Source organism: Gelidibacter gilvus (assembly GCF_004115975.1).
Classification (GTDB): Bacteria; Bacteroidota; Bacteroidia; order Flavobacteriales; family Flavobacteriaceae; genus Gelidibacter; species Gelidibacter gilvus.
The window spans coordinates 112,275-137,204 of the sequence record NZ_SDDZ01000005.1 but is presented as its reverse complement, the minus strand read 5'-3'; the positions used below and the strand labels follow the sequence as shown (position 1 = coordinate 137,204).

General features: G+C 36.2%; 24 protein-coding genes and 2 pseudogenes. 13 read left to right on the top strand and 13 right to left on the bottom strand.

Translation table 11 applies throughout. The features are described 5' to 3' along the window. The first annotated feature begins 32 nt into the window (after nt 1-32). The 11 genes from ESZ48_RS10535 (at nt 33) to ESZ48_RS10485 (ending at nt 9,824) form a co-directional block, all read left to right on the top strand. A complete protein-coding gene (locus tag ESZ48_RS10535) occupies nt 33-1,151 on the top strand; it encodes a diphosphomevalonate/mevalonate 3,5-bisphosphate decarboxylase family protein (RefSeq protein WP_129017424.1) in 1,119 nt (372 codons plus the stop codon). A 66-nt stretch (nt 1,152-1,217) separates the two neighbouring features. Then, nucleotides 1,218-1,565 (top strand): four helix bundle protein, encoded by a 348-nt coding sequence (locus ESZ48_RS10530; protein WP_129017422.1) that lies wholly within the window; start codon nt 1,218-1,220, stop codon nt 1,563-1,565. A 38-nt stretch (nt 1,566-1,603) separates the two neighbouring features. Further along, nucleotides 1,604-2,533, top strand: a complete 930-nt coding sequence (locus ESZ48_RS10525) for a mevalonate kinase family protein (RefSeq protein ID WP_129017420.1) — start codon at nt 1,604-1,606, stop codon at nt 2,531-2,533. 60 nt (nt 2,534-2,593) lie between these two features. Further along, nucleotides 2,594-3,496, top strand: coding sequence for a geranylgeranylglycerol-phosphate geranylgeranyltransferase (locus ESZ48_RS10520; protein WP_129017418.1), 903 nt, complete (start codon nt 2,594-2,596; stop codon nt 3,494-3,496). A 67-nt stretch (nt 3,497-3,563) separates the two neighbouring features. Beyond that, nucleotides 3,564-4,475, top strand: a complete 912-nt coding sequence (locus ESZ48_RS10515) for a pseudouridine synthase (protein ID WP_129017417.1) — start codon at nt 3,564-3,566, stop codon at nt 4,473-4,475. 459 nt (nt 4,476-4,934) lie between these two features. Then, nucleotides 4,935-6,344, top strand: coding sequence for a type III PLP-dependent enzyme domain-containing protein (locus ESZ48_RS10510; RefSeq protein WP_129017415.1), 1,410 nt, complete (start codon nt 4,935-4,937; stop codon nt 6,342-6,344). A 71-nt stretch (nt 6,345-6,415) separates the two neighbouring features. Beyond that, entirely contained in the window at nt 6,416-7,360 is a 945-nt protein-coding gene (gene speB, locus ESZ48_RS10505; RefSeq protein WP_129017413.1) for an agmatinase, read from the top strand. Further along, nucleotides 7,347-8,327, top strand: coding sequence for a deoxyhypusine synthase family protein (locus tag ESZ48_RS10500; RefSeq protein ID WP_129017551.1), 981 nt, complete (start codon nt 7,347-7,349; stop codon nt 8,325-8,327). Before speB ends, ESZ48_RS10500 begins: the two co-directional genes overlap by 14 nt. Nucleotides 8,328-8,329: 2 nt before the next feature. Further along, complete coding sequence (locus ESZ48_RS10495) at nt 8,330-8,701, top strand: hypothetical protein (protein ID WP_129017412.1); 372 nt, start codon at nt 8,330-8,332, stop codon at nt 8,699-8,701. Nucleotides 8,702-8,905: 204 nt separating this feature from the next. Continuing rightward, nucleotides 8,906-9,319, top strand: a complete 414-nt coding sequence (locus ESZ48_RS10490) for a VOC family protein (RefSeq protein WP_129017410.1) — start codon at nt 8,906-8,908, stop codon at nt 9,317-9,319. Nucleotides 9,320-9,503: 184 nt separating this feature from the next. Next, a complete protein-coding gene (locus ESZ48_RS10485; RefSeq protein WP_129017409.1) occupies nt 9,504-9,824 on the top strand; it encodes a hypothetical protein in 321 nt (106 codons plus the stop codon). Nucleotides 9,825-9,832: 8 nt separating this feature from the next. On the opposite strand, the gene ESZ48_RS10480 is transcribed toward ESZ48_RS10485, so the two are convergent. From ESZ48_RS10480 to ESZ48_RS10455, 6 genes are all read right to left on the bottom strand, one after another. Continuing rightward, nucleotides 9,833-11,251, bottom strand: coding sequence for a mannosyltransferase (locus ESZ48_RS10480; protein WP_129017407.1), 1,419 nt, complete (start codon nt 11,249-11,251; stop codon nt 9,833-9,835). 786 nt (nt 11,252-12,037) lie between these two features. After that, nucleotides 12,038-13,528, bottom strand: a complete 1,491-nt coding sequence (locus ESZ48_RS10475; RefSeq protein WP_129017406.1) for a cellulose synthase family protein — start codon at nt 13,526-13,528, stop codon at nt 12,038-12,040. Then, nucleotides 13,525-14,217: a glycosyltransferase family 2 protein gene (locus tag ESZ48_RS10470; protein WP_129017404.1), complete on the bottom strand. Its 693-nt coding sequence runs from the start codon at nt 14,215-14,217 to the stop codon at nt 13,525-13,527. Before ESZ48_RS10470 ends, ESZ48_RS10475 begins: the two co-directional genes overlap by 4 nt. Before the next feature lie 182 nt (nt 14,218-14,399). Continuing rightward, complete coding sequence (locus ESZ48_RS10465; protein WP_129017403.1) at nt 14,400-15,998, bottom strand: 4Fe-4S binding protein; 1,599 nt, start codon at nt 15,996-15,998, stop codon at nt 14,400-14,402. 59 nt (nt 15,999-16,057) lie between these two features. After that, nucleotides 16,058-16,618 (bottom strand): transposase, encoded by a 561-nt coding sequence (locus ESZ48_RS10460; protein WP_129017401.1) that lies wholly within the window; start codon nt 16,616-16,618, stop codon nt 16,058-16,060. Nucleotides 16,619-16,674: 56 nt separating this feature from the next. Continuing rightward, nucleotides 16,675-17,973, bottom strand: a complete 1,299-nt coding sequence (locus tag ESZ48_RS10455; RefSeq protein ID WP_129017399.1) for an NAD(P)/FAD-dependent oxidoreductase — start codon at nt 17,971-17,973, stop codon at nt 16,675-16,677. Between the two features lie 136 nt (nt 17,974-18,109). Here ESZ48_RS10455 and ESZ48_RS10450 point away from each other — a divergent pair, with 136 nt between their 5' ends. Beyond that, a complete protein-coding gene (locus ESZ48_RS10450) occupies nt 18,110-19,087 on the top strand; it encodes a glycoside hydrolase family 113 (RefSeq protein ID WP_129017397.1) in 978 nt (325 codons plus the stop codon). Then, nucleotides 19,084-19,848, top strand: coding sequence for a metallophosphoesterase family protein (locus tag ESZ48_RS10445; RefSeq protein ID WP_129017395.1), 765 nt, complete (start codon nt 19,084-19,086; stop codon nt 19,846-19,848). Before ESZ48_RS10450 ends, ESZ48_RS10445 begins: the two co-directional genes overlap by 4 nt. 44 nt (nt 19,849-19,892) lie before the next feature. On the opposite strand, the gene ESZ48_RS10440 is transcribed toward ESZ48_RS10445, so the two are convergent. From ESZ48_RS10440 to ESZ48_RS10410, 7 genes and pseudogenes are all read right to left on the bottom strand, one after another. Continuing rightward, nucleotides 19,893-20,780, bottom strand: a complete 888-nt coding sequence (locus tag ESZ48_RS10440) for a sterol desaturase family protein (protein ID WP_129017393.1) — start codon at nt 20,778-20,780, stop codon at nt 19,893-19,895. A 301-nt stretch (nt 20,781-21,081) separates the two neighbouring features. Continuing rightward, nucleotides 21,082-21,222, bottom strand: a pseudogene (locus tag ESZ48_RS10435) (purine-nucleoside phosphorylase); the annotation flags it as partial. A gap of 83 nt (nt 21,223-21,305) precedes the next feature. Further along, a pseudogene (locus ESZ48_RS19565) lies at nt 21,306-21,446 on the bottom strand (purine-nucleoside phosphorylase); the annotation flags it as partial. Between the two features lie 84 nt (nt 21,447-21,530). Further along, entirely contained in the window at nt 21,531-22,343 is an 813-nt protein-coding gene (locus ESZ48_RS10425) for a purine-nucleoside phosphorylase (protein ID WP_129017391.1), read from the bottom strand. Then, complete coding sequence (locus ESZ48_RS10420) at nt 22,340-23,014, bottom strand: TIGR04282 family arsenosugar biosynthesis glycosyltransferase (RefSeq protein ID WP_129017389.1); 675 nt, start codon at nt 23,012-23,014, stop codon at nt 22,340-22,342. Before ESZ48_RS10420 ends, ESZ48_RS10425 begins: the two co-directional genes overlap by 4 nt. Nucleotides 23,015-23,307: 293 nt before the next feature. Further along, nucleotides 23,308-24,360, bottom strand: a complete 1,053-nt coding sequence (gene arsS / locus ESZ48_RS10415) for an arsenosugar biosynthesis radical SAM (seleno)protein ArsS (RefSeq protein WP_129017387.1) — start codon at nt 24,358-24,360, stop codon at nt 23,308-23,310. 142 nt (nt 24,361-24,502) lie between these two features. Further along, entirely contained in the window at nt 24,503-24,838 is a 336-nt protein-coding gene (locus tag ESZ48_RS10410; protein ID WP_129017385.1) for an arsenosugar biosynthesis-associated peroxidase-like protein, read from the bottom strand. Between the last annotated feature and the right edge of the window lie 92 nt (nt 24,839-24,930).

Below are 24,930 nucleotides of genomic sequence, written 5' to 3'. Positions count from 1 at the left end.
TTTGGATAGCTTGTATCATAAGATAAAAACACATGACTGAACACGATTTCATACCAAATATATACGACACCAATGTAGAAAAAGGTAGTGTTACTTGGGAATCTCCAAGCAATATCGCTTTGGTGAAATATTGGGGAAAGAAAAAGGATCAAATTCCGGAAAATCCTTCCATTAGTTTTACATTGAATCATTGCAAAACGATTACGACACTCGAGTTTTCTAAAAAAGAAGATCATGGCAGTTTTGAATTTGAAGTGTATTTGGATGGTGATAAGAAAGACGATTTCAAACCTAAAATCCATACTTTTTTTGAGAGGGTTGAAGTATATCTGCCGTTTTTAAAACAGTACCGATTTATAATAAAAACAGAAAACACATTTCCGCACAGTTCAGGAATTGCCTCTTCGGCAAGTGGCATGAGCGCTTTGGCTTTGTGTTTAATGAATGTTGAAAAACAACTGATAAAATCTGATGTGATCGTAGGTGCCGTGGAAGAGGATTTTGATAAAACATATTTTAATCGAAAAGCATCTTTTTTGGCGCGTTTGGGATCAGGAAGTGCGTGTAGAAGTATTGAAGGCGATTTGATTGTATGGGGGGAAACCAAATCTATTGAAGGCAGTACGGATTTATTCGGGATAAAATATCCGTATAAAGTCCACGAAAACTTCAAGGAATACCAGGATACTATTTTGTTGGTCGATAAAGGAGAAAAGCAAGTAAGTAGTACAGTTGGCCATAATTTAATGCACAACCATCCGTACGCGCAAAATAGATTTGAACAAGCCCATCAAAATCTTGAAGATCTTAAGGGAATTTTGGAGTCGGGAGATTTGAAGGCGTTTAATGCTTTGGTTGAAAGTGAAGCTTTGACTTTGCACGCGATGATGCTGACCAGTATGCCTTATTTTATCTTGATGAAGCCTAATACCTTGGAGATTATCAATAAAATATGGGGTTTCAGAGAGGAAACAGGTTTGCATATCAGTTTTACACTGGATGCAGGAGCCAATGTGCATGTGCTTTATCCGAAAAGTGAAAGTCAAGAAATCCTGCAATTTATTCAGAGCGAGTTGGTTGCCTATTGCCAAAACTGGCATTATATTTGCGATCAAATTGGTTTCGGGGCAGAATTAATTAAAAATGAATAGTTTATAATTAATAATGTAAGAGGGAATTGAGTATATTGGTTAGCACTAATCACTAAATCTCTAACAATGAAATCAAACATTATTAAAGACAAGAGCTTTAAATTTGCCGTTGACATTGTAAATCTTTATAAAGATTTATCGAACAATAAAAAAGAATATGTCATGTCAAGACAACTATTGAAATCGGGAACTTCAATAGGCGCTAATGTTAGGGAAGCTGAATTTGCTCAAAGCCGGGCAGATTTTACTAATAAAATGTCAATCAGTCTTAAAGAGGCCAATGAAACCGACTATTGGCTGGATTTATTGCACGCGACAGAGTTCTTAGATGCAGATCAATTTAAAGCATATAAGCCTAAAGCGCAGGAAATGTTACGACTATTAGTAAGTATAGTGAAAACATCTAAAGAATAATTCTTAACTTTGCATTATTAATTTTTCATTAAATGAAGATGAAAGGACCTCTATTTTACTCTAAAATCCTGCTTTTTGGCGAGTATGGTATCATTAAAGATTCCAAAGGTTTATCCATTCCATACAATTTTTATAACGGTGCGTTAAAATCTGACGGACTTGACTCTGAAATTGCCATAAAATCCAACAATAATTTAAAGAGATTTGTTGAGTATCTTAAAGGCATCAGTCCTGAATTGGTGACTTTTGATTTGGAAACTCTGGAACGTGATGTCAATGAAGGAATGTATTTTGATTCTTCAATACCACAAGGGTACGGCGTTGGGAGTAGTGGTGCTTTGGTAGCTGCTGTTTATGATAAATATGCACAAGAAAAAATTACCGTTTTAGAGAATTTGACGCGTGAAAAGCTATTGGTTCTTAAAACTATATTTTCTGAAATGGAGTCATTCTTCCACGGAAAATCTTCTGGTTTGGATCCGTTAAATAGTTATTTGAGCATTCCTATTTTGATCAATTCAAAAGATAATATTGAGGCTACCGGGATTCCTTCGCAAAAAAGTGACGGAAAAGGCGCCGTGTTTTTATTGGATAGTGGCATGATTGGAGAAACTGCGCCAATGGTCAGTATTTTCATGGAAAACATGAAACAGGAAGGTTTTAGAAGAATGCTTAAAAATCAGTTTATTAAGCATACCGATGCTTGTGTGGATGATTTTTTAAAGGGCGATTTCAAATCATTGTTTCTCAATACAAAAAAACTATCAAAAGTAGCCTTGAATCATTTCAAGCCAATGATTCCGCAACAATTCCATGCACTTTGGAAAAACGGTCTCGACACCAACGATTATTATCTTAAACTATGTGGCTCAGGTGGGGGCGGTTATATCTTAGGATTTACGGAAGATATCGAAAAAGCGAGACAGTCTCTTAAAGATTACAAGCTAGAAGTGGTTTATAATTTTTAGACCAATGTTTCTCCAAGACTTCTGGTGCCGTTTTAGTCGAAATGCTTTAACCCTGTTTTTATGTTAACCAGAAAGCAAAAACACCTTTTGCTCAAGTTTTTCAGCATGTTTTCTGTCATTAGGGGCTATAATATACTGGTTATTGTCCTTGCTCAATATTTAGCTTCCATTTATATTTTGGCGCCTGATAGACCCTTACGCGAAGTGGTGCTCGATCTGAATCTTTTTATGTTGGTGCTGTCATCTGCATTTACCATTGCAGGAGGTTATATCATCAACAACTTTTACGATTCAGAAAAAGATTTGATCAATCGTCCCAATAAATCGATGTTGGACAGATTGGTAAGTCAGAACACAAAATTATCTTTCTATTTCGTTCTGAATTTCTTGGCAGTGGTAATGGCCAGTTACGTGTCATTTAACACGGTCATTTTCTTTTCGTTATATATTTTCGGAATCTGGTTGTATTCACATAAATTAAAAAGACTACCATTTATTGGCAATCTTACCTCTGCAGTCTTAACCATAACCCCGTTTTTTGCCATTTTCATTTATTATAGAAATTTTGAAACTGTCATATTTTTCCATGCGATGTTTTTGTTTTTAATTATTTCAATGCGAGAATTGACTAAGGATTTGGAGAATATCAAAGGCGATCTGGCACAAAATTACCGTACCATTCCGGTTGTTTATGGAGAGCATGTATCAAAAGCAATGCTGACATCTTTGGCGTTGTTTACATTAATTCCAACGCTTTTGCTCATTGCCTATTTTGATATTGGTCACATGAATTATTTCTTTTATTTTAGTACATTGTTATTATTGGCGTTTATTATATTGTTGTGGAAATCAAAAACGAAATTACATTATCTCATTTTGCACAACATTCTAAAATTTATCATTGTGACAGGTGTATTTTGTATTGTGTTGATCAATGTGGATGTAGTGCTGAATAGGATTTAGAAAAATCGTAAATTGAAAGCTCTTAAATCGTTATATAATAAAGTATCTTTGCGTAAAATTTCAAGTCATGAGTAGACATCAAGGGAGTAGTGGAAAAGGAAAATCATCAGGAAGAGGTCAGGATAAAAACGGATCTCCAACTGGAGCAAGAGGACGTGATGACTCTAAAAGTAAGAGTTATTCAAGAGGAAATGCGCCAATGAGAAAAGTTACTAAAGACATTTCAAAACCCACTCCAGAAAAAAAGGGTCCAAGTAAAAAGTCGAATAGAGATGAAATTAGGCTAAATAAATATATAGCCAATTCCGGTATTTGTTCTCGTCGTGATGCTGATATGCACATCGCCACCGGCAGTGTGACCGTTAATGGAAAGATCATCACCGAAATGGGCTACAAGGTCAAGTTGGAAGATGATGTCCGTTTTGACGGTTCGCGTATTAACCCAGAGAAAAAGGCTTACGTTTTACTTAATAAACCAAAGGGGTTTGCAACTACAACAAGCGAAGGTAAAGGTAGAACAGTAATGGATTTGGTGGCAAATGCTACAACATCGCGCATTAAACCGATTGGTCGTTTGGGTAGAAACTCTTTAGGATTGATCTTATTTACAAATGATGACGCTTTGATGGATAAGTTTACCAATTCCAAAAACGGTGTTCCACGATTGTTTCAAATTGAATTGGACAAGAATTTAAAGTTTGAAGACCTTAAAAAAATCGAAGAAGGGTTAAAGATTGATGGTAAATTGGTTGCCGTAGAGGAAATTAGCTTTGTTGCTGGCGAATCGAAAAATCAAATCGGTCTGAAAATAAAAAATACAGGAAGTAGCATTATACGCACCATTTTTGACTATCTAAATTATGAGATTGTCAAAATTGATTGTGTGGCAATTGCAGGATTGACAAAAAAAGACATTCCCCGTGGGCATTGGAAACATCTTACGGAGCAAGAAGTCAATACGCTGAAGATGTTATCATAGTTTATGATTCAAAGTAAAAAGGTAAATGTTCAAACTTTTCAATTTCTCCCGATAGCGATATCGGGATTTAATTTTAACTTCAATGAATTAGAGCTTAATGCTCTTATAATCTTAAAAAAGTCACAAATTTTAGGGACATGAAGTGCTTATTCATATTTTTATGAATTGCGCCTTGTTTTGTAAAAATTTTATAGTTCTTTTGCACTTTATTTAGCTGAACCCTTGAACCGTGTTTCGATGTTTGGGCTTTTGAATTTTAAGAAGTCATTTTCAAAAGCAACTTATCAGATAAGTCGCCAAATTTTAAAGCTTACTTCTAAATTATCTGAATGGAAACACCTAGTTATCGTGTCTGTTCCTTCGCATCAACAAATCCAAGTTTGATACTTTCATTATTTATCAGGAATTTAGTACTCTAATTAAATTTTTTTTCAGAATTTTAAACCTTAATAAATCATAATGAATACAAAATATATTGATCTCATCAATCAAACCTTTTATTTTCCACAAGATGAATTTAAGCTGGAAGACAAAACCCTTCAATTTCACGATATTGATTTGATGCAATTAGTGGAAGATTACGGTACCCCTTTAAAGTTTACCTACCTCCCTCAAATATCAAATAATATTGGTCGTGCCAAAGATTGGTTTTCAAAAGCCATCAAGAAACATAAATATAAAGGCAAGTACCATTATTGTTACTGCACTAAAAGCTCCCACTTTAAACATGTGTTGGATGAAGCTTTAAAAAATGATATCCATATTGAAACGTCTTCGGCATTTGACATTGACATTGTCGAAAAACTGAAGGCTGATGGTAAAATAACCGATAAAACTTATGTCATCAGTAACGGATTTAAGCGTGCACAATATGTTACAAATCTTGCGCGATTGATTAATAACGGTCATAAGAATTGTATTCCTATTATTGATAACTATGAGGAAATTGATTTGCTGTCTCAGGAAATCAAAGGTAAGTTCAATATAGGTATCCGAATAGCTTCAGAGGAGGAGCCAAAATTTGAGTTTTATACCTCTCGTTTGGGGATTGGGTACAAAAACATTTTGCCTTTTTATAGAAACCAGATCAAGGATAATAAAAAGATAAAACTGAAAATGTTGCACTTTTTTATCAATACAGGTATCCGTGATAATGCTTATTACTGGAATGAGTTTTCTAAATGTTTGAAAGTGTATGCCAATTTGAAACGTATTTGTCCGTCGTTGGATAGTTTGAACATTGGTGGCGGATTTCCAATAAAAAACTCATTGGCTTTTGATTTTGACTATGAATATATGGTGGACGAAATCATTAATCAAATCCAAGAGTTCTGTGAACAAGAAGAAGTAGAAGTGCCAAATATTTTTACAGAGTTTGGAAGTTTTACAGTAGGTGAGAGTGGTGGTGCTATTTATGAAGTGCTTTACCAAAAACAACAGAACGACAGAGAGAAGTGGAACATGATCAATTCATCGTTCATTACAACGCTTCCAGATACATGGGCAATCAATAAACGTTTTGTCATGTTGCCAATCAATCGTTGGCATGATACTTATGAGCGAGTGCTTCTAGGAGGATTGACCTGCGATAGTGATGATTATTACAACAGTGAGCAGCATATGAACGCCATTTACCTTCCTAAATACAATAAGGAAAAACCATTGTATCTTGGGTTTTTTAATACAGGTGCCTATCAGGAATCTATCGGTGGATTTGGTGGATTGCAACATTGTTTAATACCTTCGCCAAAACATATCCTGATTGATAAAGATGAAAACGGTAATTTAACCACGAGAGTCTTTGCAGAACAACAAAAAAGTGAAGACTTACTTGATATTTTAGGTTATAATGACACGAACGGAAACTAATGGTTTCTGAAGAATTTAAACATAATTTGACCAATTGGCTTTTACCTTAAAATAATAATAATTATTGCAAAATGAACAGTAATATAACGTATGCAGGAATACCAGAAGAATATTCCAAATTAGAGACTGCTAAAATTGTTTTGATTCCTGTGCCTTACGATGGTACAAGTACATGGCAGAAAGGTTCAGACCAAGGTCCGAAAGCCTTTTTGGATGCTTCGGAAAACATGGAGCTGTATGACATTGAAACAGAAACTGAGGTTTACAAACAAGGCGTTTATCTTGCAGATGCCGTGACTGAGAATTCATCTCCTGAAAAGATGGTGGATGCCGTGCACCAAACTGTGAAGAAATATATTAAGCGCAACAAGTTTGTCACAGCTTTTGGTGGAGAACATTCCATCTCTATTGGTACTATTCGTGCCTTTAATGAATGTTTTGATAACTTGACCGTGCTTCAAATTGATGCTCATGCTGATTTGCGTAAAGAATATCAAGGCAGCAAATGCAATCATGCCTGCGCTGTTTATGAAGCAAGTCAAAACACCAATTTGATTCAAGTGGGTATCCGCAGTATGGATGTTATTGAAACCACAGTAATGGACAAAGAAAAAACATATTTTGCCCATGATATGGTCAATGATGAGTTTTGGATGGACAGTGCTATTGATCAAATGACGGACAATGTGTTTATCACCATAGATTTGGATGCTTTTGATCCTTCCATCATGCCTTCAACAGGAACTCCGGAACCAGGTGGCTTGTTATGGTATGAAACTTTGGACTTTTTAAGAAAAGTATTTGAAGAAAAAAATGTGGTAGGATTTGACATTGTAGAACTTTGTCCGGATCCGAAAGAAAAATCATCCGATTTTCTTGCCGCCAAATTGTATTATAAAATGTTAACTTATAAATTCTTGGACGATAATGTAGAAGATGGTTACGAAAGTAACTTTAACGAAACAAGTTCAAGCACAAACAAATTTTCTAAATTCGATAATGATGACGACAACTAATAAAGGAGAAATTTCTAAATTTATTGAAAAATACTACCTGCATTTCAACGCTGCTGCATTGGTAGATGCTGCAAAAGGATATGAAGCGCAATTGGCAAATGGCTCCAAGATGTTGGTGTCTTTGGCAGGTGCGATGAGTACAGCTGAGATAGGTAAGATATTTGCAGAAATGATCCGTCAAGATAAAGTACAGATTATTTCAAGTACAGGTGCCAACCTTGAAGAAGATATCATGAATTTGGTAGCGCATTCACATTATAAGCGTGTGCCAAACTATCGTGATTTGACTCCTCAAGATGAGTGGGATTTGATGGAAAAAGGCTTAAACCGCGTTACAGATACCTGTATTCCTGAAGAAGAGGCTTTTAGACGTTTGCAGAAGCATATTTTTAAAATCTGGAAAGATGCAGAAGATAACGGAGAACGTTTTTTCCCACATGAATTTATGTACAAAATGTTATTGAGTGGTGTGCTTGAGCAATACTATGAAATTGACATAAAAAATTCTTGGATGTTTGCTGCAGCAGAGAAAAATTTACCTATAATTGTACCAGGTTGGGAAGACAGTACCATGGGTAATATTTTCGCTAGCTATGTTCTTAAAGGAGAATTAAAAGCCAGTACGATGAAGTCGGGAATAGAATATATGACGTTCTTGGCAGATTGGTACACAGATAATTCTAAAAACGGTATTGGATTCTTCCAGATTGGTGGTGGTATTGCGGGAGATTTCCCAATATGCGTGGTGCCAATGTTGTACCAGGATATGGAGCGACCGGACACACCATTTTGGAGTTATTTCTGTCAAATCAGTGATTCAACAACAAGCTATGGATCGTATTCAGGAGCCGTACCTAATGAAAAAATAACTTGGGGAAAATTAAATATTGATACCCCAAAATTTATAATAGAAAGTGATGCTACTATTGTTGCACCACTTATATTTGCCTATATCTTAGACATGTAATTATGAGTAAACAAAGAGACAATCTAAAACGCGTTATCGTTGATTTTAAAAAATTGACACCAGAAATTCTCTCTTTGTTGGTTGAAAAATATCCTGATGGATACGATGATGATAATATCATCACTTTCAAAAATGCCAACAATGAAATCGTAGAAGCCGTTGAAGTAACTACCAGTGACACTAAATATTTGGTGAAAGTGAGTACCAAACTTCAGATGACTATGGAAAATTATGATGAGGACGACTATGAGGACTTTGAAGGTGATGATCCAGATGCAGTTCAAGATCCTGAATTGGGAGAAGACGATCCTGATATAGAAATTGAACTGGAAGATGTTGATGTTGATGAAGACGAGGAGGAAGACCTAGATTAGTTTGAGATTAAAATACAGTACCATGAACTATTTTCATAGATCATGATATCATATGAACTTAAAAGTTGCCCTTACACGGGCAACTTTTTTTGTATATGACATTTTGATGGATGTGAAAAAAGTGTAGGAAACATAATTGTATGTCGAAAAATAACGTAACTTTAACACGCACGCTATTAATAATCAGGTGAAAACAAACAACTTATGGCAACACAATTTCATCTCGCCTTACCTTGTGTAAGCATCAACAAAACACGAATGTTTTATAAAGATGTTCTTGGAGCAGAAATTGGACGCTCCGCTGTAAAATGGGCAGACATCAATTTGTTTGGACACCAAATTACATTTACTGAATGTGGACCATTTAAATTTGACTCTAAAAGTTATAATTTTAATGGCGATATTTTACCGTCATTTCATTATGGTGTGATATTGGAAAAAGAAGACTGGAACAAAATTCTTGAACGTTTGAAGTCTAATAATACGCCTGTGGTATCCCAGGTGAAATTTTTGGAAAATAAGACTGGAGAACATCAGTCCTTCTTCGTCAAGGACCCAAATGATTTTACGGTAGAATTTAAGTGTTTTACTGAGTTATCAGATATTTTCAACGGTTAAATATTGGATTCTTATAATCGTTATCAGCAATTGATGCCCACGTGCAAACTTCATCAGGATGAGGTTGCTAAAAGTACGGACTTGTTGTGGCTAACTTCCGAAAAGCAATTAGTTTCTATTCAAAATTGAAAATAACATGAAAATAAAGTTCACAATGGTAATTCCTGTTTTATGCCTTTTTTTAATGTCTGTTAAACCTGTGCAGGCAGAGGTAACAGGAGCTTCCTCAAGTTCTCAGGAGTTGAAAATAGAGGGCGTTTATGACGGTAATGAAGGCTATGGTTATAATTTTATTACGACACATAAAGACGATGGTTCTGAATTTACCATGACCTTTCAAAAAATCACTGATGCAGTCCTGAAAGAGTTTGATCTGGATGCCGAATTGTTTGTAAATCAGAAATTTGAAGTCACTTATACGGTTGTAACGGTCGTGACCAAAGATGAAAATGGTTTTGACGATGAGACTGAGGTATATACCATAACCCATCTAAAAGCATTATAATATTAACATTACTTAATTTGAAAGACCACCTCTTGGTGGTCTTTTTTTATGAACACTTCCCAAATAAAAACGGAATACACAACCAAGTATTCCAAAGCAATAATCCAAAGGTTTTCGGTGTTTTCAGAATTTGCGTATGCCAAATAGCTTAGAATAATCATGAACGACCAAACTAAAGGGAATTTGTAATTGGTAAACACAGACAAGATTAATAGTGTTGCCAAATACCAAGGATGGATTGTTGTAGAAATAAAATAATAAATACTTGCCGCAAAAAGCATGCTCACAATAAGTTGTTTTGTGGTTATGTTTTTCCTAAAGAAGGTTAAGATTAAAAGTGTAACAATGGTTACTAAAGGAATAAATTTTCCGATAATCGCAATTTCATTATAACCCGTTAGCCTGTACCCAATCTCTCTTGCTATATAATACAAACTAGCATTGAACTCAAAAGTGCTGAACCAAAGTCCCACCGTTTTTGCATAATTATTTATAAATTCTGATGAATAAAAAGGTGCAAATAGAAGTAAGATGGTGATGCCAATGATGGCATAAAAGCCTATAAGTTTTTTGAAACTAAGTGGCGAAGTGACTGAATTAATAGTTGCGTTTTCTGCGTCGTTAAAGCTCCTGTTGTTCTTGAGGAAATACTTAAAAAACAGCGGAAGAAACAATAATGGAATTAATTTTACTGAAACAGAAAGCGCAAAGATCACTGCGGCAATTTTCCATTTTCCCAAATGCAATTGATATATGCTTAAAAGAAGAAAGAAAATCATGATGCCTTCAAAATGTAGATTCCCCGTCAGTTCAATAATGACAAAAGGATTAAGGATGTACCAAAATATGTTATGAGTAGGCAATTTTAGGCTTTCTAAAAGCTTTTTGCCAATATATAGCGTTCCTATATCCGCTGCAATGATAAATACTCTAAAAACCAGTGCGGAGCCTAAAATACTCTTCCCAGAGAAAAGAGCGGCCATCATAAAAATGAATTGCTTTACTGGTGGGTAATTTGTAAAGTGGCTCGCGTTAAGTGCTCCCATGCCTTGATAAAGTTCTTGAGCTTGTGCGACTGGGAATTTACCGATGCCGATAAATGATTCTGGAGTAAAAAGATAGGGATTAAAACCTTCAAGAATCATGCGCCCATCCCAAATAAAACGATAGAAATCTTGCGAGAGATTTGGAGTTGCAAATAAAAAGACAACTCTTAAGACTATTGAAAATATCACCAATAGTTTAAAGTTACCCGAGTGATTTTTTACCAGCTGATAGAATACAACAAATAATAAAGCGTATAATATAATGAGTTTAGTGTATTCCGTTCTTACTAAGTCGTAGGCAAATAAGGCATAGAGGACAACACTTGCAAGTGCAAAAAAAACCGGTGTTCTATTTGATTTTAAGAATGTTGGATTGAACATTAAGGGTTATAAAAAGTCCAGCTTCAACATGGAAGATTTGGAAGTGTTTGACGTTGCAAGATAAGTTGATTATTTTAATGTCAAATAAAAAGACCTGACAGGTTTTTACTTTGACGACATCTTGTTCTTTAAGTTGATTTTAAATAAAGTTAAAACATCTCTAAGTGTATCTGACTTGAGCTTTTAAAAATTTAGACACGAATTTCACGAATTATCACAGATTCATTCCTGAAAAGTTTTGAAAAAACTATTTCGTTATCTATTTCGCGAATCCAACAGACTTTCAGTCTATTTTTAAAACCCCAGCCAGAACGATTTTCAGACTGATATTGTAATTTATTCTGTAGTGTTTTAGTTTGAGACAAAACCAAAAGATTATTATCCAGACCGATTTTAGATTTTAGAGGCAAGTGCAAAAAAAACCGGTGCTCTATTTAATCTTAAGAATGTTGGATTGAACATTAAGGGTTATAAAAAGTCCAGCTTCAACAAGGAAGATTTGGAAGTGTTTGACGTTGCAAGATAAGTTGATTATTTTAATGTCAAATAAAAAGACCTGACAGGTTTTTAAAACCTGTCAGGTCTGAGATTCTATAATTAAAAATTTATTGATGAACGAATTTGCGTTAGCGATAGAAACGGCATCCTTTTTAAGCAGGTGGCTGACTGAAAGGAGGCTGCCGGATTAAAAAGATATAGTGGATAGCGCGACCTGAGGCCTGCCTTAAGCTTGATGATCAGATGTGATTTTTATTGGCCGAAGGTAACGCCCAAATAAAAAAATAACTACACTTTAGAGGTCAACGATTGGAAGAATACATAACCAAATCCAACAAAAAGCATGAGATGGAATGGGAAGAGACCGAAGTCGCCGCCTTGATCTCCGATAACGAAGGCAAGATAAAGGCCAAATCCAAAGTAGAGCATGAGCGCACCTTCAAAAATGACGTTCATAGAAACTTTCTTGCGTAAATATTTATTGCCTTTCCAAGTGTCTTTTAATGTACTGATATTAAACTTTGGTGTTCTGATAAACTCACTACGCTTGCCCATATGTCCTTCAATAACGGCAATGGAGTTGTGAAGTGAAAAACCCATTGCAATGGAGAAAAACGTAAAGAACAAGAAGACATAATTGAAAAAGTTTTTAAATCCAGCGCCGTAAATCTCCCGATACATGATCCAGTAGCACACAAAAAAGATGATGGTGCTCAACACAAAAAAGCTCATAAAATAAAAGTAGAATCTTAAATGTGCATATTCATTTTTAATATAAAGCATTGGAATGCTTAAAATAGCTACCAAAAACACGTTTAAAAACATGGTGCTGTTCAATAGATGCAATAGGCCATGAAGTTTAGTTTTTGGAGAAATGTTCTTGGAGGTCAAGACACGCCACATCATTTTTCTGAAATTCTCTGCGCCACCTTTGTTCCAACGGAATTGCTGTGAACGTGCTGCACTGATCACTACCGGTAATTCGGCAGGCGTCTCAACATCTTCCAAATATTTGAATTTCCAATTTTTAAGTTGTGCTCTATAGCTTAAATCTAAATCTTCGGTAAGTGTATCGCCTTCCCAGTTTCCAGCATCAAGAATACAGGTTTTACGCCATACACCAGCGGTGCCGTTAAAATTAATGAAATGGCCTTTACTGTTTCTGCCAACTTGCTCCAATGTGAAATGTGCATCTAAAGCAAAAGCTTGAATTTTTGTAAGTATGGAATAGTTTCTATTGATATGTCCCCAACGGGTTTGGACCACGCCAATTTGTTCGTCCTTAAAATAAGGGATGGTCAGTTTTAACCAGTTTGGTTGTGGTAGAAAATCGGCATCAAAAATGGCAATATATTCACCTTTGGCAATTTTAAGGCCTTCTTTTAAGGCACCTGCTTTAAAACCACTCCGATCTGTTCTTCGGATATGTTCGATATCCAAGCCGGTCTTTTTTAATTTTTCGACATGTTCAGCGGTGGTAATAACGGTTTCATCAGTAGAATCGTCAAGGACCTGAATTTCCAATTTATCTTTTGGGTAATCCATCAAAGCGATGTTATCCAAAAGACGTTCCATCACATACATTTCATTATAAACAGGCAGCTGAATGGTTACAAATGGAATTTCTTCTGGATTGGAAAAATCAAAGACTTCTGAAGTATCCTTCTTTTTTTTGGCAGCTAAATAATTAATTAATAGATTTAGTTGTGCAAGTGCATACATTAAAATAAGTAGTAGAGCAATTGTGTAAACAACTATTATTAAGGTTTCTAGAATCATTTCTTAAAACTATATTTAAAAATCCAACCTAGGATTTTTACGCCCGCAAAGATAGAACCTTTTATGGTTCCTGATACTTTCGAGACCCCAATTCTTTTTTTATATTTTACAGGAATCTCCACATAGGTCAAATTTTGTTTGAGGGCTTTTAGTTGCATTTCAATGGTCCATCCATAAGTTTTGTCCTGCATTTGTAGATAAAGGAGTTTTTGATATTTTATGGCTCTAAACGGCCCAAGATCTGTGAAATTTGCACCAAACAAAATTCGCATTAAAGAGGTCGCCAGCCAGTTTCCAAAATGCTGTTGCGGTGTCATGGAACCTTTTTCCTGTAAGCGCCTGACTCGTGAACCAATAACAAAATCAATATTATCTTCAATAATTGGAGCGACTATTTGGATCAGTTCTTCTGGGTAATCACTATAATCGCCATCCATAAAAACAATAATCTCTGGTTTTTCAGATAATGTAGAAACATATTCCATGCCCTTTAAACAGGCATAGCCGTAGCCCATTTTGGTTTCTAATAAAACGGTTGCCCCAGCGTTTTGGGCAACTTCAGAGGTTTTGTCGGTGGAATTGTTGTTGACGACAATTATTTCGTTCACAACAGATGGGATATCATTGATGACGAGTGCAATGGAATCAGCTTCGTTATAGGCGGGGATAATAACTTTGATATTGGGCATTTGAAGATTTAAGTTGGGGCAAAAGTAAGAATAGTTTATTGAAACTGTGTATAAAGGTTACACAGAGGAACGCAGAGTTTTGTACAGGAGTCGCACGGAGAAATCGTTTTATTTTTCGATTGTGGTTAAAGCTTTGTGACACTCCGTGGTTCTCTGTGCATCTCTGTGAAATAAATAAATGATCATTTCTGATTCACCAAATCCATTAAATCCACATCATTCCCCAATAAAATATCATTGCTGTTGATACGTCCTTTTAAGGAATCGTTCTCAAGCTTTAGAACGCCTCTTGGGCAGACTGCGGCGCAAATCCCACACCCAACACAACTGCTTCGGACAATGTTTTCACCTTTTTGAGCATAAGCCCGAACGTCAATACCCATTTCACAATAGGTAGAACAGTTGCCGCAAGAGATACATTGACCACCGTTTGTGGTAATCCGAAATCTTGAAAACAGACGCTGCTGGAATCCTAAAACCGCAGCCATTGGGCAGCCAAAACGGCACCACACGCGGTTACCGAAAATAGGGTAAAAGCCTACGCCAATCACTCCGGAAAATATCGCACCGATTAAAAATCCGTAGGAGGATTGAAGGAAATACGTATTGAATAAAAACACATGTTTGGTGCCACTAAAATAATGCATGCCTATGATCACCATGATGATTACAAAATAACCAATGGCACCATATTGCGCGTCTTTTGCCAGTTCTTTACGCTTGAAAATCATGACCAATGCAAATACTACGGTCAGTAAAGTAGCTACGCTAAGGAGAAAAACATCTTTTGTCAACCAATACTTACTTGAATCATTCCCTAAATAGGAATAAATTACGGCAGTAGTCATGAGGGTTACAAAAACAACGACACTATGGACCACCCAACGTTCAATTTTCCAAGCCACTTGTGTTTTGTCGCTTAGATGTCTGAAAGGATCTCCAGCAGTTTCGGCAAGACCGCCACACCCGCAAACCCATGAACAATACCAACGTTTCCCGTATTTATAAGTCAAAATTGGCGTAATGACGAATATGGAAACAATTCCAAAAATTAAGAAGGCCAATCCAATATCCCCCGCTTCAATCATTGAGTCCACACGGTATTTGTCGAAATTATAATAGTTGAGCGGCCAAATGTTTTTTAGGTCATAATATGGAAGGCTAAAGGTCTCTGAATTTAGTCGTGCCATGAATTCTGGAATCAAAAAAGCAAATGCCAATTGAAAGAACATTACAGATACCGTTCTTAATTGTTCATATTTATTATGGCGGTATTTCAGCATGAATTTATAGCCAAAAACTAAAATCGCCGCGGTATATAATGTTCCGTATACAAACCACTGGCTTGCTGGTCCGCCGTTCAATAACCGACTTAAAGGATCAAATAATGCTACCAATCCGCTATTTGCTTCACCCTTTGCTGCCAATCCTAGCCATTCGGCTTTAAAATAGAGAACGATATAAAAAAGGGTCAGCACAATTCCCAATATCCATCCCCAAAACCCTCGTGATGCAATGGATTTGAACCAAACGCCATCATTTTGAATACCTGCTTCTTTTGTTAAATAGGCGTTGTTGGAAAATATGATGGTCCCCAAAGTAATCATCCCCAATGATAAGGATAGGAACACCGTTTTATTAGGGAAATCAACGTTGAAAAAAGCCAATATCATAATAAAAAGTCCGATAATTCCAATGGCGACTCCAATTTTTTGTGTTTTGGAAAGCGCTTGCGAATCGGGTTTGGCAAGAGACATGCTGGGGTTTAATTTATTGCTCATGATTGATTTTTTATTGGTTAGACCTGTCAGGTTTTTAAAACCTGACAGGTCTTATCTTGTTATTCTAAAAGTAATTCTTCCTTGATTCTTAGCTGTTTATTGTTGTGTGCAAATTGAAAATTTTCTCTATTATCAAATAAATCACGCACAAAATTCCTATGCAATAAAGTTGGTTGTTTTGACATGATTGATTTGTAAGAAGAATACTTGTAGGTTTTGAAATCATCGACGAATTGATGATGTGTTGGATTTGTATGGATGTAAATAATTAAAGATCTTAAATAATCCTCATCGGTAATTTTAATTCTTGAAAATCTATTTCTAAACAAACTTCCAGTACGATGATACGACTTGTTAATAGCTTTTGCGTAAGCATTAAAAAAATTTGAATAGCACTGCGAAATGATTTTTGATTCAAGGTTTTCCTTCAGAAAAACTAATAAATGAAAATGATTTTTTAACAAACAGAAACTTAAAATATCGGAACAAGGTAGAATGTGTTTCTTTAATAAATGCAAAAAATACTCATAGTTTTTTTCTTCAATAAAAATATCTTCTTTATTGTTTCCACAATTATAAATGTGATAATAATTACCTTCTATGAGTGGTTCGTAGTTCATTTATTTAAATTTTGTTAAAGACCTCACAGGTTTCAAAAACCTGTGAGGTCTGATCATTAGGCCATTTTAAACTGTTCAGAATAACTTTCTAAAATCTCTGATTCAAAAGTTTTATAGAATTCAGGATCAAAGTTGGCGTCCTTCAAATGCTCCATTACATAATCTGCAGAACGTTTTTCTGTCAGCCATCGGTCAAAAACCTCATGTTTCATTCGGATGCCGAAGGTGTTTATGCCTAAAAACAGATTGGTAGCGCTCTCATATTCTATGGTGATGCATTTGCTATCATCTTCATGTTTCCAATGAAAATGTGCATTGCCTTCTTTTGGTTGCGGAAATACCCAACCATAAGTTTGATATTCGATATTAAAAAACTTTGCAGAGTTGAACCAATGCCCAGGGTTGTATTTCATTTTATTACCGCAAACGGTCTGAGCAACGGCTTCGCCCATCATTCTGCCTGTGTACCAAAGTGGCTCAATGGCCTTTCTATTGCCAATGGGCTCTCGTTGTTGGGCACAATCGCCAATCGCATAAACGTCCGCTATATTCGTTTTTAAAAACCGATTTACCAAAACACCTTGGTCAGTTTCAATTTTAGTCATTTTCACCATATCGATATTTGGAGAAACACCGGGCGTCAAGCCGACCAGATTACATGTAATAACTTCACCAGTTTCTTCAACTACCACGGCATTTGCACGTCCATTTTCATCCGATTGTATTTCTTTAAGATTTGATTTTAATCGCAAATCAATGCCATGGCTTAAAATATGGCGCGAGATCATTTTTGCATCACCAATAGGTAAAGCATTATCCCAAAAATGATCTTCACGCACCAAAAAAGTAACGGGAATTTTCCGGGTATGAAGCATTTCTGCCAACTCAATTCCAATCAGACCGCCACCAACAATTACAGCGCGTTTGCACACCTCTTTATTAGGCGCTAAAAGTTCCAGTTGATCTAAATCCTGTTTACTGTACAAACCTAAAACACCGTTCAAATCCTGACCTTTCCATCCAAACTTATTGGATTTGCTTCCTGTCGAAATTATTAATTTATCATAATTTAAAAGCTCACCATCCTCAAAATATAAAGTCTTGCTATCTGTTTCAATGTTTTTAACAAACCCGAATTTTAGGTCAATCCGATTTTTCTTCCAAAACCAATCCTCATAAGGTTTGGTGTGTTCGTATTTCATGTGCCCCATATAAATATACATTAGGGCGGTACGTGAAAAGAAATGTTCGGTTTCGGCAGAAATTATAGTGATCCTTTTATTTGAAAGTTTCCGAATATGTCTTGCCGCAGTAACGCCAGAAATACCATTCCCGATGATGACGATATGTTCCATTTTGAGTCTTTAGAAATAGTTTGTCGTAGGTTTTTTGTAAAACTTAATTTTTTAATTTCAGTTTGTTTAAATTTAGGAATAAATATACGGTATGGGAATGATTTTTCGGATTTTATGTTTTGTATCCCTTTGTTTTATGCTCTCGTGTAGCGCAACCGTTGAAAAACCAGAAAAAATTAATGGTGTCAGTTATGTGGCATCAAGAGATAGCATCTATCAACAGCATATTGATCCTGTGGTCAATCTTGGAGCTAATTACGCAGCAATTATGCCTTTTGGGTTTGTTAAGGAGTTGGAACATCCGGAAATAATTTTTAACACCGATAGACAATGGTTTGGTGAAACTGAAAGAGGGGTAAAGCAATACGTCGACATCTTACATAGAAACCAAATTAAGGTGATGTTGAAACCACAAATTTGGGTCTGGCGTGGTGAGTTTACTGGTTTTATAAAAATGGCACATGAAGCCGATTGGGAGGTTTTGGAAAACTCGTATGCGGATTTTATCCTCGCTTATGCAAAAGTTGCCCAGGAAGCGAATGTCGAGATTTTCTGCATCGGTACAGAATTGGAAAATTTTATTGATGAACGACCTTCTTATTGGAAGGAATTGATTGTTGAGGTGAAGAAAATATATAAAGGCAAATTGACCTACGCCGCTAATTGGAATGAATATGAACGCACACCATTTTGGGACGATCTTGATTATATTGGCATTGATGCCTATTTTCCAGTGGATGCCAAACAATCGCCAACTTTGGAGGAAACAAAAAATGGATGGCAAAAGCACAAATCTGGAATGAAAAACTATTCAGTAAAACACAAGAAACAAATTTTGTTTACCGAATTTGGGTATCGAAGCATTGATTTTGCAGGACGGGCACCTTGGACGGTTGATCGGGTAGATAAACAAGTCAATCTTGAAGCACAGGCAATTTTGACCCAGGCACTGTTTGAAGAGTTTTGGCATGAAGAGTGGTTTGCCGGTGGTTTTGTTTGGAAATGGTTTCATAAACATGATGTTGTTGGTGGGAAAGATGACAACCGATTTACCCCACAAAACAAACCTGCAGAAGAAGTTATTCGGACATTTTATAAAAAGTATGATTTATGAGAACATTGGTAATTGGTGATATACACGGCGGATTGAAAGGTTTGAAACAACTGATGGATCGGACAAAAATTGTAGATGGAGACCGATTGATTTTTATGGGCGACTATGTAGATGGTTGGAGCGAATCGGCTCAAGTCATCCAGTATTTGATAGTATTGTCACAATTGAAAGAATGCATTTTTATAAAAGGGAATCATGATGTGTGGTGTGAAAAATGGCTTAGGACCGATAAACCAGACAAAATTTGGTTAGATCACGGTGGGAGAGGTGCCATCGAAAGTTATTGGAGTTTTTCGAAGGAAGATAAAAAAGCACATCTTGAGTTCTTTGAACAAATGAAATTGTACCATTTGGATGAACAGAACCGATTATTCGTTCACGGGGGATTTACGTCTAAGGAAGGTGTAGAGAAAGAAAATTTAGAAAGCACCTTCTATTTCGATAGGACACTTTGGGAAAGGGCATTGCATCTGGATAAAGAGATTGATGAAAATTCCGAGGTGTTTCCAAAATGCCTAAAACTTTATAACGAAATCTATATTGGGCATACACCAACACTTTATTTTAATTCCGAAGTACCATTACTGGCTATTAATGTTTGGAATGTTGATACTGGTGCTGCGTTTTATGGTAAATTATCTGCGATGGATATCGATTCAAAAGAGGTTTTCCAAAGTGATGCTCTAATGGAATTATATCCTAATGAAAAAGGTCGGAATGAACGTTCCTTAAATCAGATTTTAGGAAAGAGAACGCCCTAAACTAGCGCTGTGGAATGGATGTGTTGTAGGTGTTTTAAGAAAAACTATTTTTTAGACTTTATCGGGTAAATGGTTTGTTTGACAAAGGTTTTTGGAAAATCGTCTTCGTCATGAAATCCGAGTTCGATATCCCTTCCATCATGTGGTACATGATGTGTGTTAAAAATATAATCCCACAAGCTTAAAGTTAATCCGTAGTTCATACCATACTTTTTATGCTCGGGCAATTCTTTCACATGATGCCAGATATGCATTTTCGGATTGTTGAAAATATATTTCAACGGGCCATAATTCCATCCTAAATTGGCGTGGTTCAAATGCCCAATGACGATGGAGAAAAAGTAAACAATAGAAACATCTTGTACATTGAAACCTCCAATTATGGCAATAGGAATGTATAATATAGAATTATAGACTACCGGTTCCATCCAATGGTAACGCAAATGTGCGGCAAATCCCATTTCTTTAACGCTGTGATGCACCTTGTGAAAATTCCACAGCCATGGCACGCGATGCAACAAGATGTGAGTGTTCCATTGGACAAAATCGATGATCAAAAAGAAGATCAATAACCCCAACCATTTTGGTAATTCGCTCACACTAAAAACCTGTAAACTATCCACATGCCAACCAAAAAGACCAAGAATATCATTGAAAAACTCAGCCGTGGTATTGGAAAGTGCAATGAGGACAATCAAATTCAATAAGAAGAAATTGAAGAACATATAAAAGGTGTCCAGCCAAAAATCCTTTCTGAATATGGATTGGTTTTTACGCCAAGGAAACAAGATTTCCAATAGCCAAACCACTAAAGAAATAACGATTAATCCATAAAAATAGTTGTCCCAATGGTATACGTGGGTTAACTCATATTTGAGGTAACGCCAATATCCAGAATAGGATTTTAAAATGATGTCAATATATTTTTCCATACCTCATTCCTGCGCAGGCAGGAATCTCATAATTAAAACGTTAAAAACACCTTTCGCTTGAAAGGTGAATCCTGTATAATATTTAGTATAGTCGTATTTTTAATAATTGCTTACGGCTATTTATTTTTTCCAAAACATGAATGTTCTTTTTCGATTTTATAGAGGTTTCAGCTCTAAAGTTGAATTTTCATTTGCAAAGATTCTTGGCGGCATCGACTTATAAGTTTCACTATAGTTTTAACAAAGTTTAGTTGGGAAACCTGACAAGTTTTCAAAACCTGACAGGTCTGACTCAAATAATTTATAAACTCTTAATCAACTCCTTAAACAAAACAATCATATCCGGTTCCGCTTTTTCAGCCATGGCAATAATTTCTGAAATATCGACTAGTTTTAGATTGCTTGGATCGCATTCATCCGTTAAAACTGACACTGCTTTTAAATTCCTGCGCAGGCAGGAATCCTTTTTTTATGTTCTTTAGACCTTTCATGTTTTCAAAACCTGACAGGTCTGACTCAAATAAATTATAAACTCTTAATCAACTCCTTAAACAAAACAATCATATCAGGTTCCGCTTTTTCAGCCATGGCGATAATTTCTGAAATATCTACAGGTTTTAGGTTGCTTGGATCGCATTCATCCGTTAAAACTGATACCGCTTTTAAATTCCTGCGAAGGCAGGAATCTCTTTTTTTATGCTCTTGGGATCTTTTAGCTTTTAGTAACCTGTCAGGTCTAACTCAAATAATTTATAAACTCTTTATCAACTCCTTAAACAAAACAATCATATCCGGTTCCGCTTTTTCAGCCATGGCAATAATTTCTGAAATATCTACAGGTTTTAGATTGCTTGGATCACATTCATCTGTTAAAACTGACACCGCCGCCACTTTTAATTTTAAGTGATTGGCAACAATAATTTCAGGAACCGTACTCATCCCAACCGCATCGGCACCTATGATTTTTAACATGCGATATTCTGCTCTTGTTTCCAACTGCGGCCCGACCACAGAAGCATAGACTCCCTTGTGAAGTGTGATGTTATGGGTTTTGGCAATTTGCTCAAATTTATCATTAATTTCCGCATCGTAAGGTGCGCTCATATCCGTAAAACGCTCGCCCAAATGTTCCACACCTTTAAATGCCAACGGTGAACTGCCTTGAAGATTGATATGATCTTCAATGAGCATCAATTCTCCTTTCTTGAAATTGAGATTGATCGCTCCTGATGCATTGGAAACCAAAAGCGTATGAATGCCCAGTTTTTCCATAATCCGAACAGGGTAGGTTACATCTTGTAGCGAGTAGCCTTCGTATATATGAAAACGTCCTTGCATGATAATGGCTTTTTTACCTTCTATAATTCCGTAAATCAATTTTCCCTTATGAAATTCGACCGTTGCCGTCGGGAAATTGGGAATGTGGTTGTAGCTGACTTCATGAAGGATTTCTACGGCATCGATCAATTGACCCAATCCCGTACCGAGGATAATGCCGATTTCCGGATTTTCAAAGCCCTTCTTTTGTAAGTACTCTATAGTTTCGTTGATATATTTCATCATCTTATATTGTGAAATTTTTTAAGTGGTTCATAATGTCTCATGTCTTCAAAGGTATCGATATCATTCAATTCTTTCAACAAATAGACCGTGCTATTTTGGAGGTCCTTCAAACTGGATTGCAATACCGATGCACTGCCCCACACTTTATTTTTGAATACATTGGGATATAGATTTTTCATTCCCAATAAATAATATCCGCCGTCTAAAGCTGGTCCAATCACTACATCATTAAAATCGAGTTGTGCAAATGCAGTATTGACAATTTCGGCATCCAAATCCAAAAGATCACTACCGATAATAGAGACTTTTTCATAACCCATTTCCAATAATTCTACAAATGCATTTTGCATCCGTTGGCCTAAGTCGTCACCTTTTTGCAGTTTTTTTCGAAAAGTTCCAATGTCCCAAAGATCGTCTTTTAGTATGTTTTCAGAATAGAAGACATAGCGATCAGCTTTAACCTCTTTTGCAATTGAAGCGGTGTGATTTAAAAGGAATTTATAGACTTCCAATGCATTTTCATCTCCAATCGTTTTTGCCAATCGCGTTTTACATTTACCCAATTCTGGATTGCGAGTGAAAATGATCAGTGCTTTTTTGGAGGTTGGAAAATGGAAATCGGTGGCCATTTCATTATCGCCATCCGTTTGTTTTTTGGAAAGTATACCCATTCGTGGAGATTCAAAGTTTAATATTCAAAGTTCGGGAAAAATGATTGGAATGTGAAGAGATTCAAGTGGATACTTCGACAAGCTCAGTGACCTAGTTGAAATTGCTTGTCCGACCAAACCATTTGCGAAGGCGGAAAACTGGAAACTTAATGAGAAAGGTGATTATTTCAACGGAATGGTCGCAAAGTTTACCGCCAGGAGCGGTAGGAACACAGAGAAATCCAACTTAAAAATGAAATTCAGGTCGAATAATTGAAGTTACAGCATTTTTCAAACTTCAACTTCAACTTCATCTAAGCCACACTCCCTTGACAACTACTTCCTGCGCCAGCTGTGCAACCATAACAATGTTGCGAAATCATAATCGTTCGTCCTTCCAAAAGCTCTTCGTTATAGTCTGATATATGTTTGACTTTACTGTTTACTGGCAAATTCAGCATTTGATTAAAATCGCAATCATACAAATAGCCATCCCAGGAAACTGAGAGGGTATTGGTACACATCACATTTTTTACGGTTTGCGGATTGTAGGCTTCCACCAAGGCGTACATATAATCTTCGTAATTTTCAGAAGCAATCAAATAATCCAAAAATCGGCTGATTGGTAAATTGGTAATGGTGAATAAATTATGAAAATTAATGCCGAAATCGTCCATCAAGGCTTTTTTGAAGTCTTTTTCCATACTGGCTTGATTTCCTGGTAAAAATGCCCCCGACGGATTGTAAACTAAATCCAGTCTCAGGTTACTGTCCGGCATTCCATAACCAACCGCATTGAGTTCCTGTAAGGCTTTTATGGATTTGTCAAAAACGCCATTGCCGCGTTGTTTATCTGTCTTTCCTTTAGTCCAGTGTGGCATGGAAGACATGATATGGACGTTATGTTTTTTGAAAAACTCTGGTAAATCGTAGTATTTTTTATTGGCCCTGATGATGGTCAAATTAGAACGGACAATAAAATCCTTAACGCCAATTTTTAAAGCTTCTTCCACAAACCATCTAAAATCGGGATTCATTTCAGGAGCGCCTCCGGTCAAATCTAAGGTATGGGCTCCCGTGTTTTTGATGACTTCGAGACATTGTTGCATGGTTTCTCTGGTCATGATTTCCTTACGGTCTGGACCGGCATCGACGTGGCAATGCTCACAAACTTGGTTACACATATAACCAACGTTGATTTGTAGAATTTCAAGTTTTTTTGCTTTTAAAGGAAATTGTCCGGTCTCAGCGATTTTATCCTTAAATTTTGGCAACTCTCCACTTTGAAAAATGCCATTCGATAAGATTTCGAGCTGTCTTTGACTGTTTGCTAATTCGCTATTTCTTTTATGTAGGGATTTGATCATTTGTAAGTTCTAGATTCTAAGTTTAAAGTTCAAGATTCAGAGTTTGTCCAAAGTTAATAATTCAAGATGCATTTTTCAAGGTGTTAAAATTTGAAGTTAAACGGCTGTCTTCTGTCAACTGTCATCCGTCTTGGTTCTCTGCTCACATCTCTAATTTATTGACTTTATTCATCATCTGTACACCATGAACCAAGGTTGCACCACCTTTAATAGCGGCACCAACGTGTAAGGCCTCCATCATTTCTTCTTTTGTAATGCCACGTTGCAAACCATCTTGGGTATAGGCATCAATACAATAAGGACATTGTTCGGTGTGGGCAACTGCTAGAGCAATCAATGATTTTTCACGAGCAGAAAGTTTTCCTTCTTCGAAAACCTTAGCATAATAATCGAAAAACTTGTTGCCAAGTTCTTCACTCCATTCTGTAATTTTTCCAAATTTCTTTAAATCAGCTGGGTCGTAATAGGTTTTTTGCATGTGTTTAGTTGTTAGTTGAACTTACAAAATTGAATAAGTTACCGTTTTTAAGTCGAAGAAAATCACTGAAGATTACACCTTCAAGGTATACT

Bases quoted from the DNA above. Each gene is read 5' to 3' on its own strand.
- ESZ48_RS10465 (WP_129017403.1), bottom strand. From the start codon at position 15,998: ATGAGCAATAAATTAAACCCCAGCATGTCTCTTGCCAAACCCGATTCG.
- ESZ48_RS10445 (WP_129017395.1), top strand. From the start codon at position 19,084: ATGAGAACATTGGTAATTGGTGATATACACGGCGGATTGAAAGGTTTG.
- ESZ48_RS10420 (WP_129017389.1), bottom strand. From the start codon at position 23,014: ATGGGTATACTTTCCAAAAAACAAACGGATGGCGATAATGAAATGGCC.
- ESZ48_RS10500 (WP_129017551.1), top strand. From the start codon at position 7,347: ATGACGACAACTAATAAAGGAGAAATTTCTAAATTTATTGAAAAATAC.
- speB (WP_129017413.1), top strand. From the start codon at position 6,416: ATGAACAGTAATATAACGTATGCAGGAATACCAGAAGAATATTCCAAA.
- ESZ48_RS10515 (WP_129017417.1), top strand. From the start codon at position 3,564: ATGAGTAGACATCAAGGGAGTAGTGGAAAAGGAAAATCATCAGGAAGA.
- ESZ48_RS10525 (WP_129017420.1), top strand. From the start codon at position 1,604: ATGAAAGGACCTCTATTTTACTCTAAAATCCTGCTTTTTGGCGAGTAT.
- ESZ48_RS10475 (WP_129017406.1), bottom strand. From the start codon at position 13,528: ATGATTCTAGAAACCTTAATAATAGTTGTTTACACAATTGCTCTACTA.
- arsS (WP_129017387.1), bottom strand. From the start codon at position 24,360: ATGATCAAATCCCTACATAAAAGAAATAGCGAATTAGCAAACAGTCAA.
- ESZ48_RS10480 (WP_129017407.1), bottom strand. From the start codon at position 11,251: ATGTTCAATCCAACATTCTTAAAATCAAATAGAACACCGGTTTTTTTT.
- ESZ48_RS10520 (WP_129017418.1), top strand. From the start codon at position 2,594: ATGTTAACCAGAAAGCAAAAACACCTTTTGCTCAAGTTTTTCAGCATG.
- ESZ48_RS10410 (WP_129017385.1), bottom strand. From the start codon at position 24,838: ATGCAAAAAACCTATTACGACCCAGCTGATTTAAAGAAATTTGGAAAA.
- ESZ48_RS10425 (WP_129017391.1), bottom strand. From the start codon at position 22,343: ATGATGAAATATATCAACGAAACTATAGAGTACTTACAAAAGAAGGGC.
- ESZ48_RS10535 (WP_129017424.1), top strand. From the start codon at position 33: ATGACTGAACACGATTTCATACCAAATATATACGACACCAATGTAGAA.
- ESZ48_RS10450 (WP_129017397.1), top strand. From the start codon at position 18,110: ATGCTCTCGTGTAGCGCAACCGTTGAAAAACCAGAAAAAATTAATGGT.
- ESZ48_RS10455 (WP_129017399.1), bottom strand. From the start codon at position 17,973: ATGGAACATATCGTCATCATCGGGAATGGTATTTCTGGCGTTACTGCG.
- ESZ48_RS10440 (WP_129017393.1), bottom strand. From the start codon at position 20,780: ATGGAAAAATATATTGACATCATTTTAAAATCCTATTCTGGATATTGG.
- ESZ48_RS10530 (WP_129017422.1), top strand. From the start codon at position 1,218: ATGAAATCAAACATTATTAAAGACAAGAGCTTTAAATTTGCCGTTGAC.
- ESZ48_RS10490 (WP_129017410.1), top strand. From the start codon at position 8,906: ATGGCAACACAATTTCATCTCGCCTTACCTTGTGTAAGCATCAACAAA.
- ESZ48_RS10470 (WP_129017404.1), bottom strand. From the start codon at position 14,217: ATGCCCAATATCAAAGTTATTATCCCCGCCTATAACGAAGCTGATTCC.
- ESZ48_RS10460 (WP_129017401.1), bottom strand. From the start codon at position 16,618: ATGAACTACGAACCACTCATAGAAGGTAATTATTATCACATTTATAAT.
- ESZ48_RS10485 (WP_129017409.1), top strand. From the start codon at position 9,504: ATGTCTGTTAAACCTGTGCAGGCAGAGGTAACAGGAGCTTCCTCAAGT.
- ESZ48_RS10510 (WP_129017415.1), top strand. From the start codon at position 4,935: ATGAATACAAAATATATTGATCTCATCAATCAAACCTTTTATTTTCCA.
- ESZ48_RS10495 (WP_129017412.1), top strand. From the start codon at position 8,330: ATGAGTAAACAAAGAGACAATCTAAAACGCGTTATCGTTGATTTTAAA.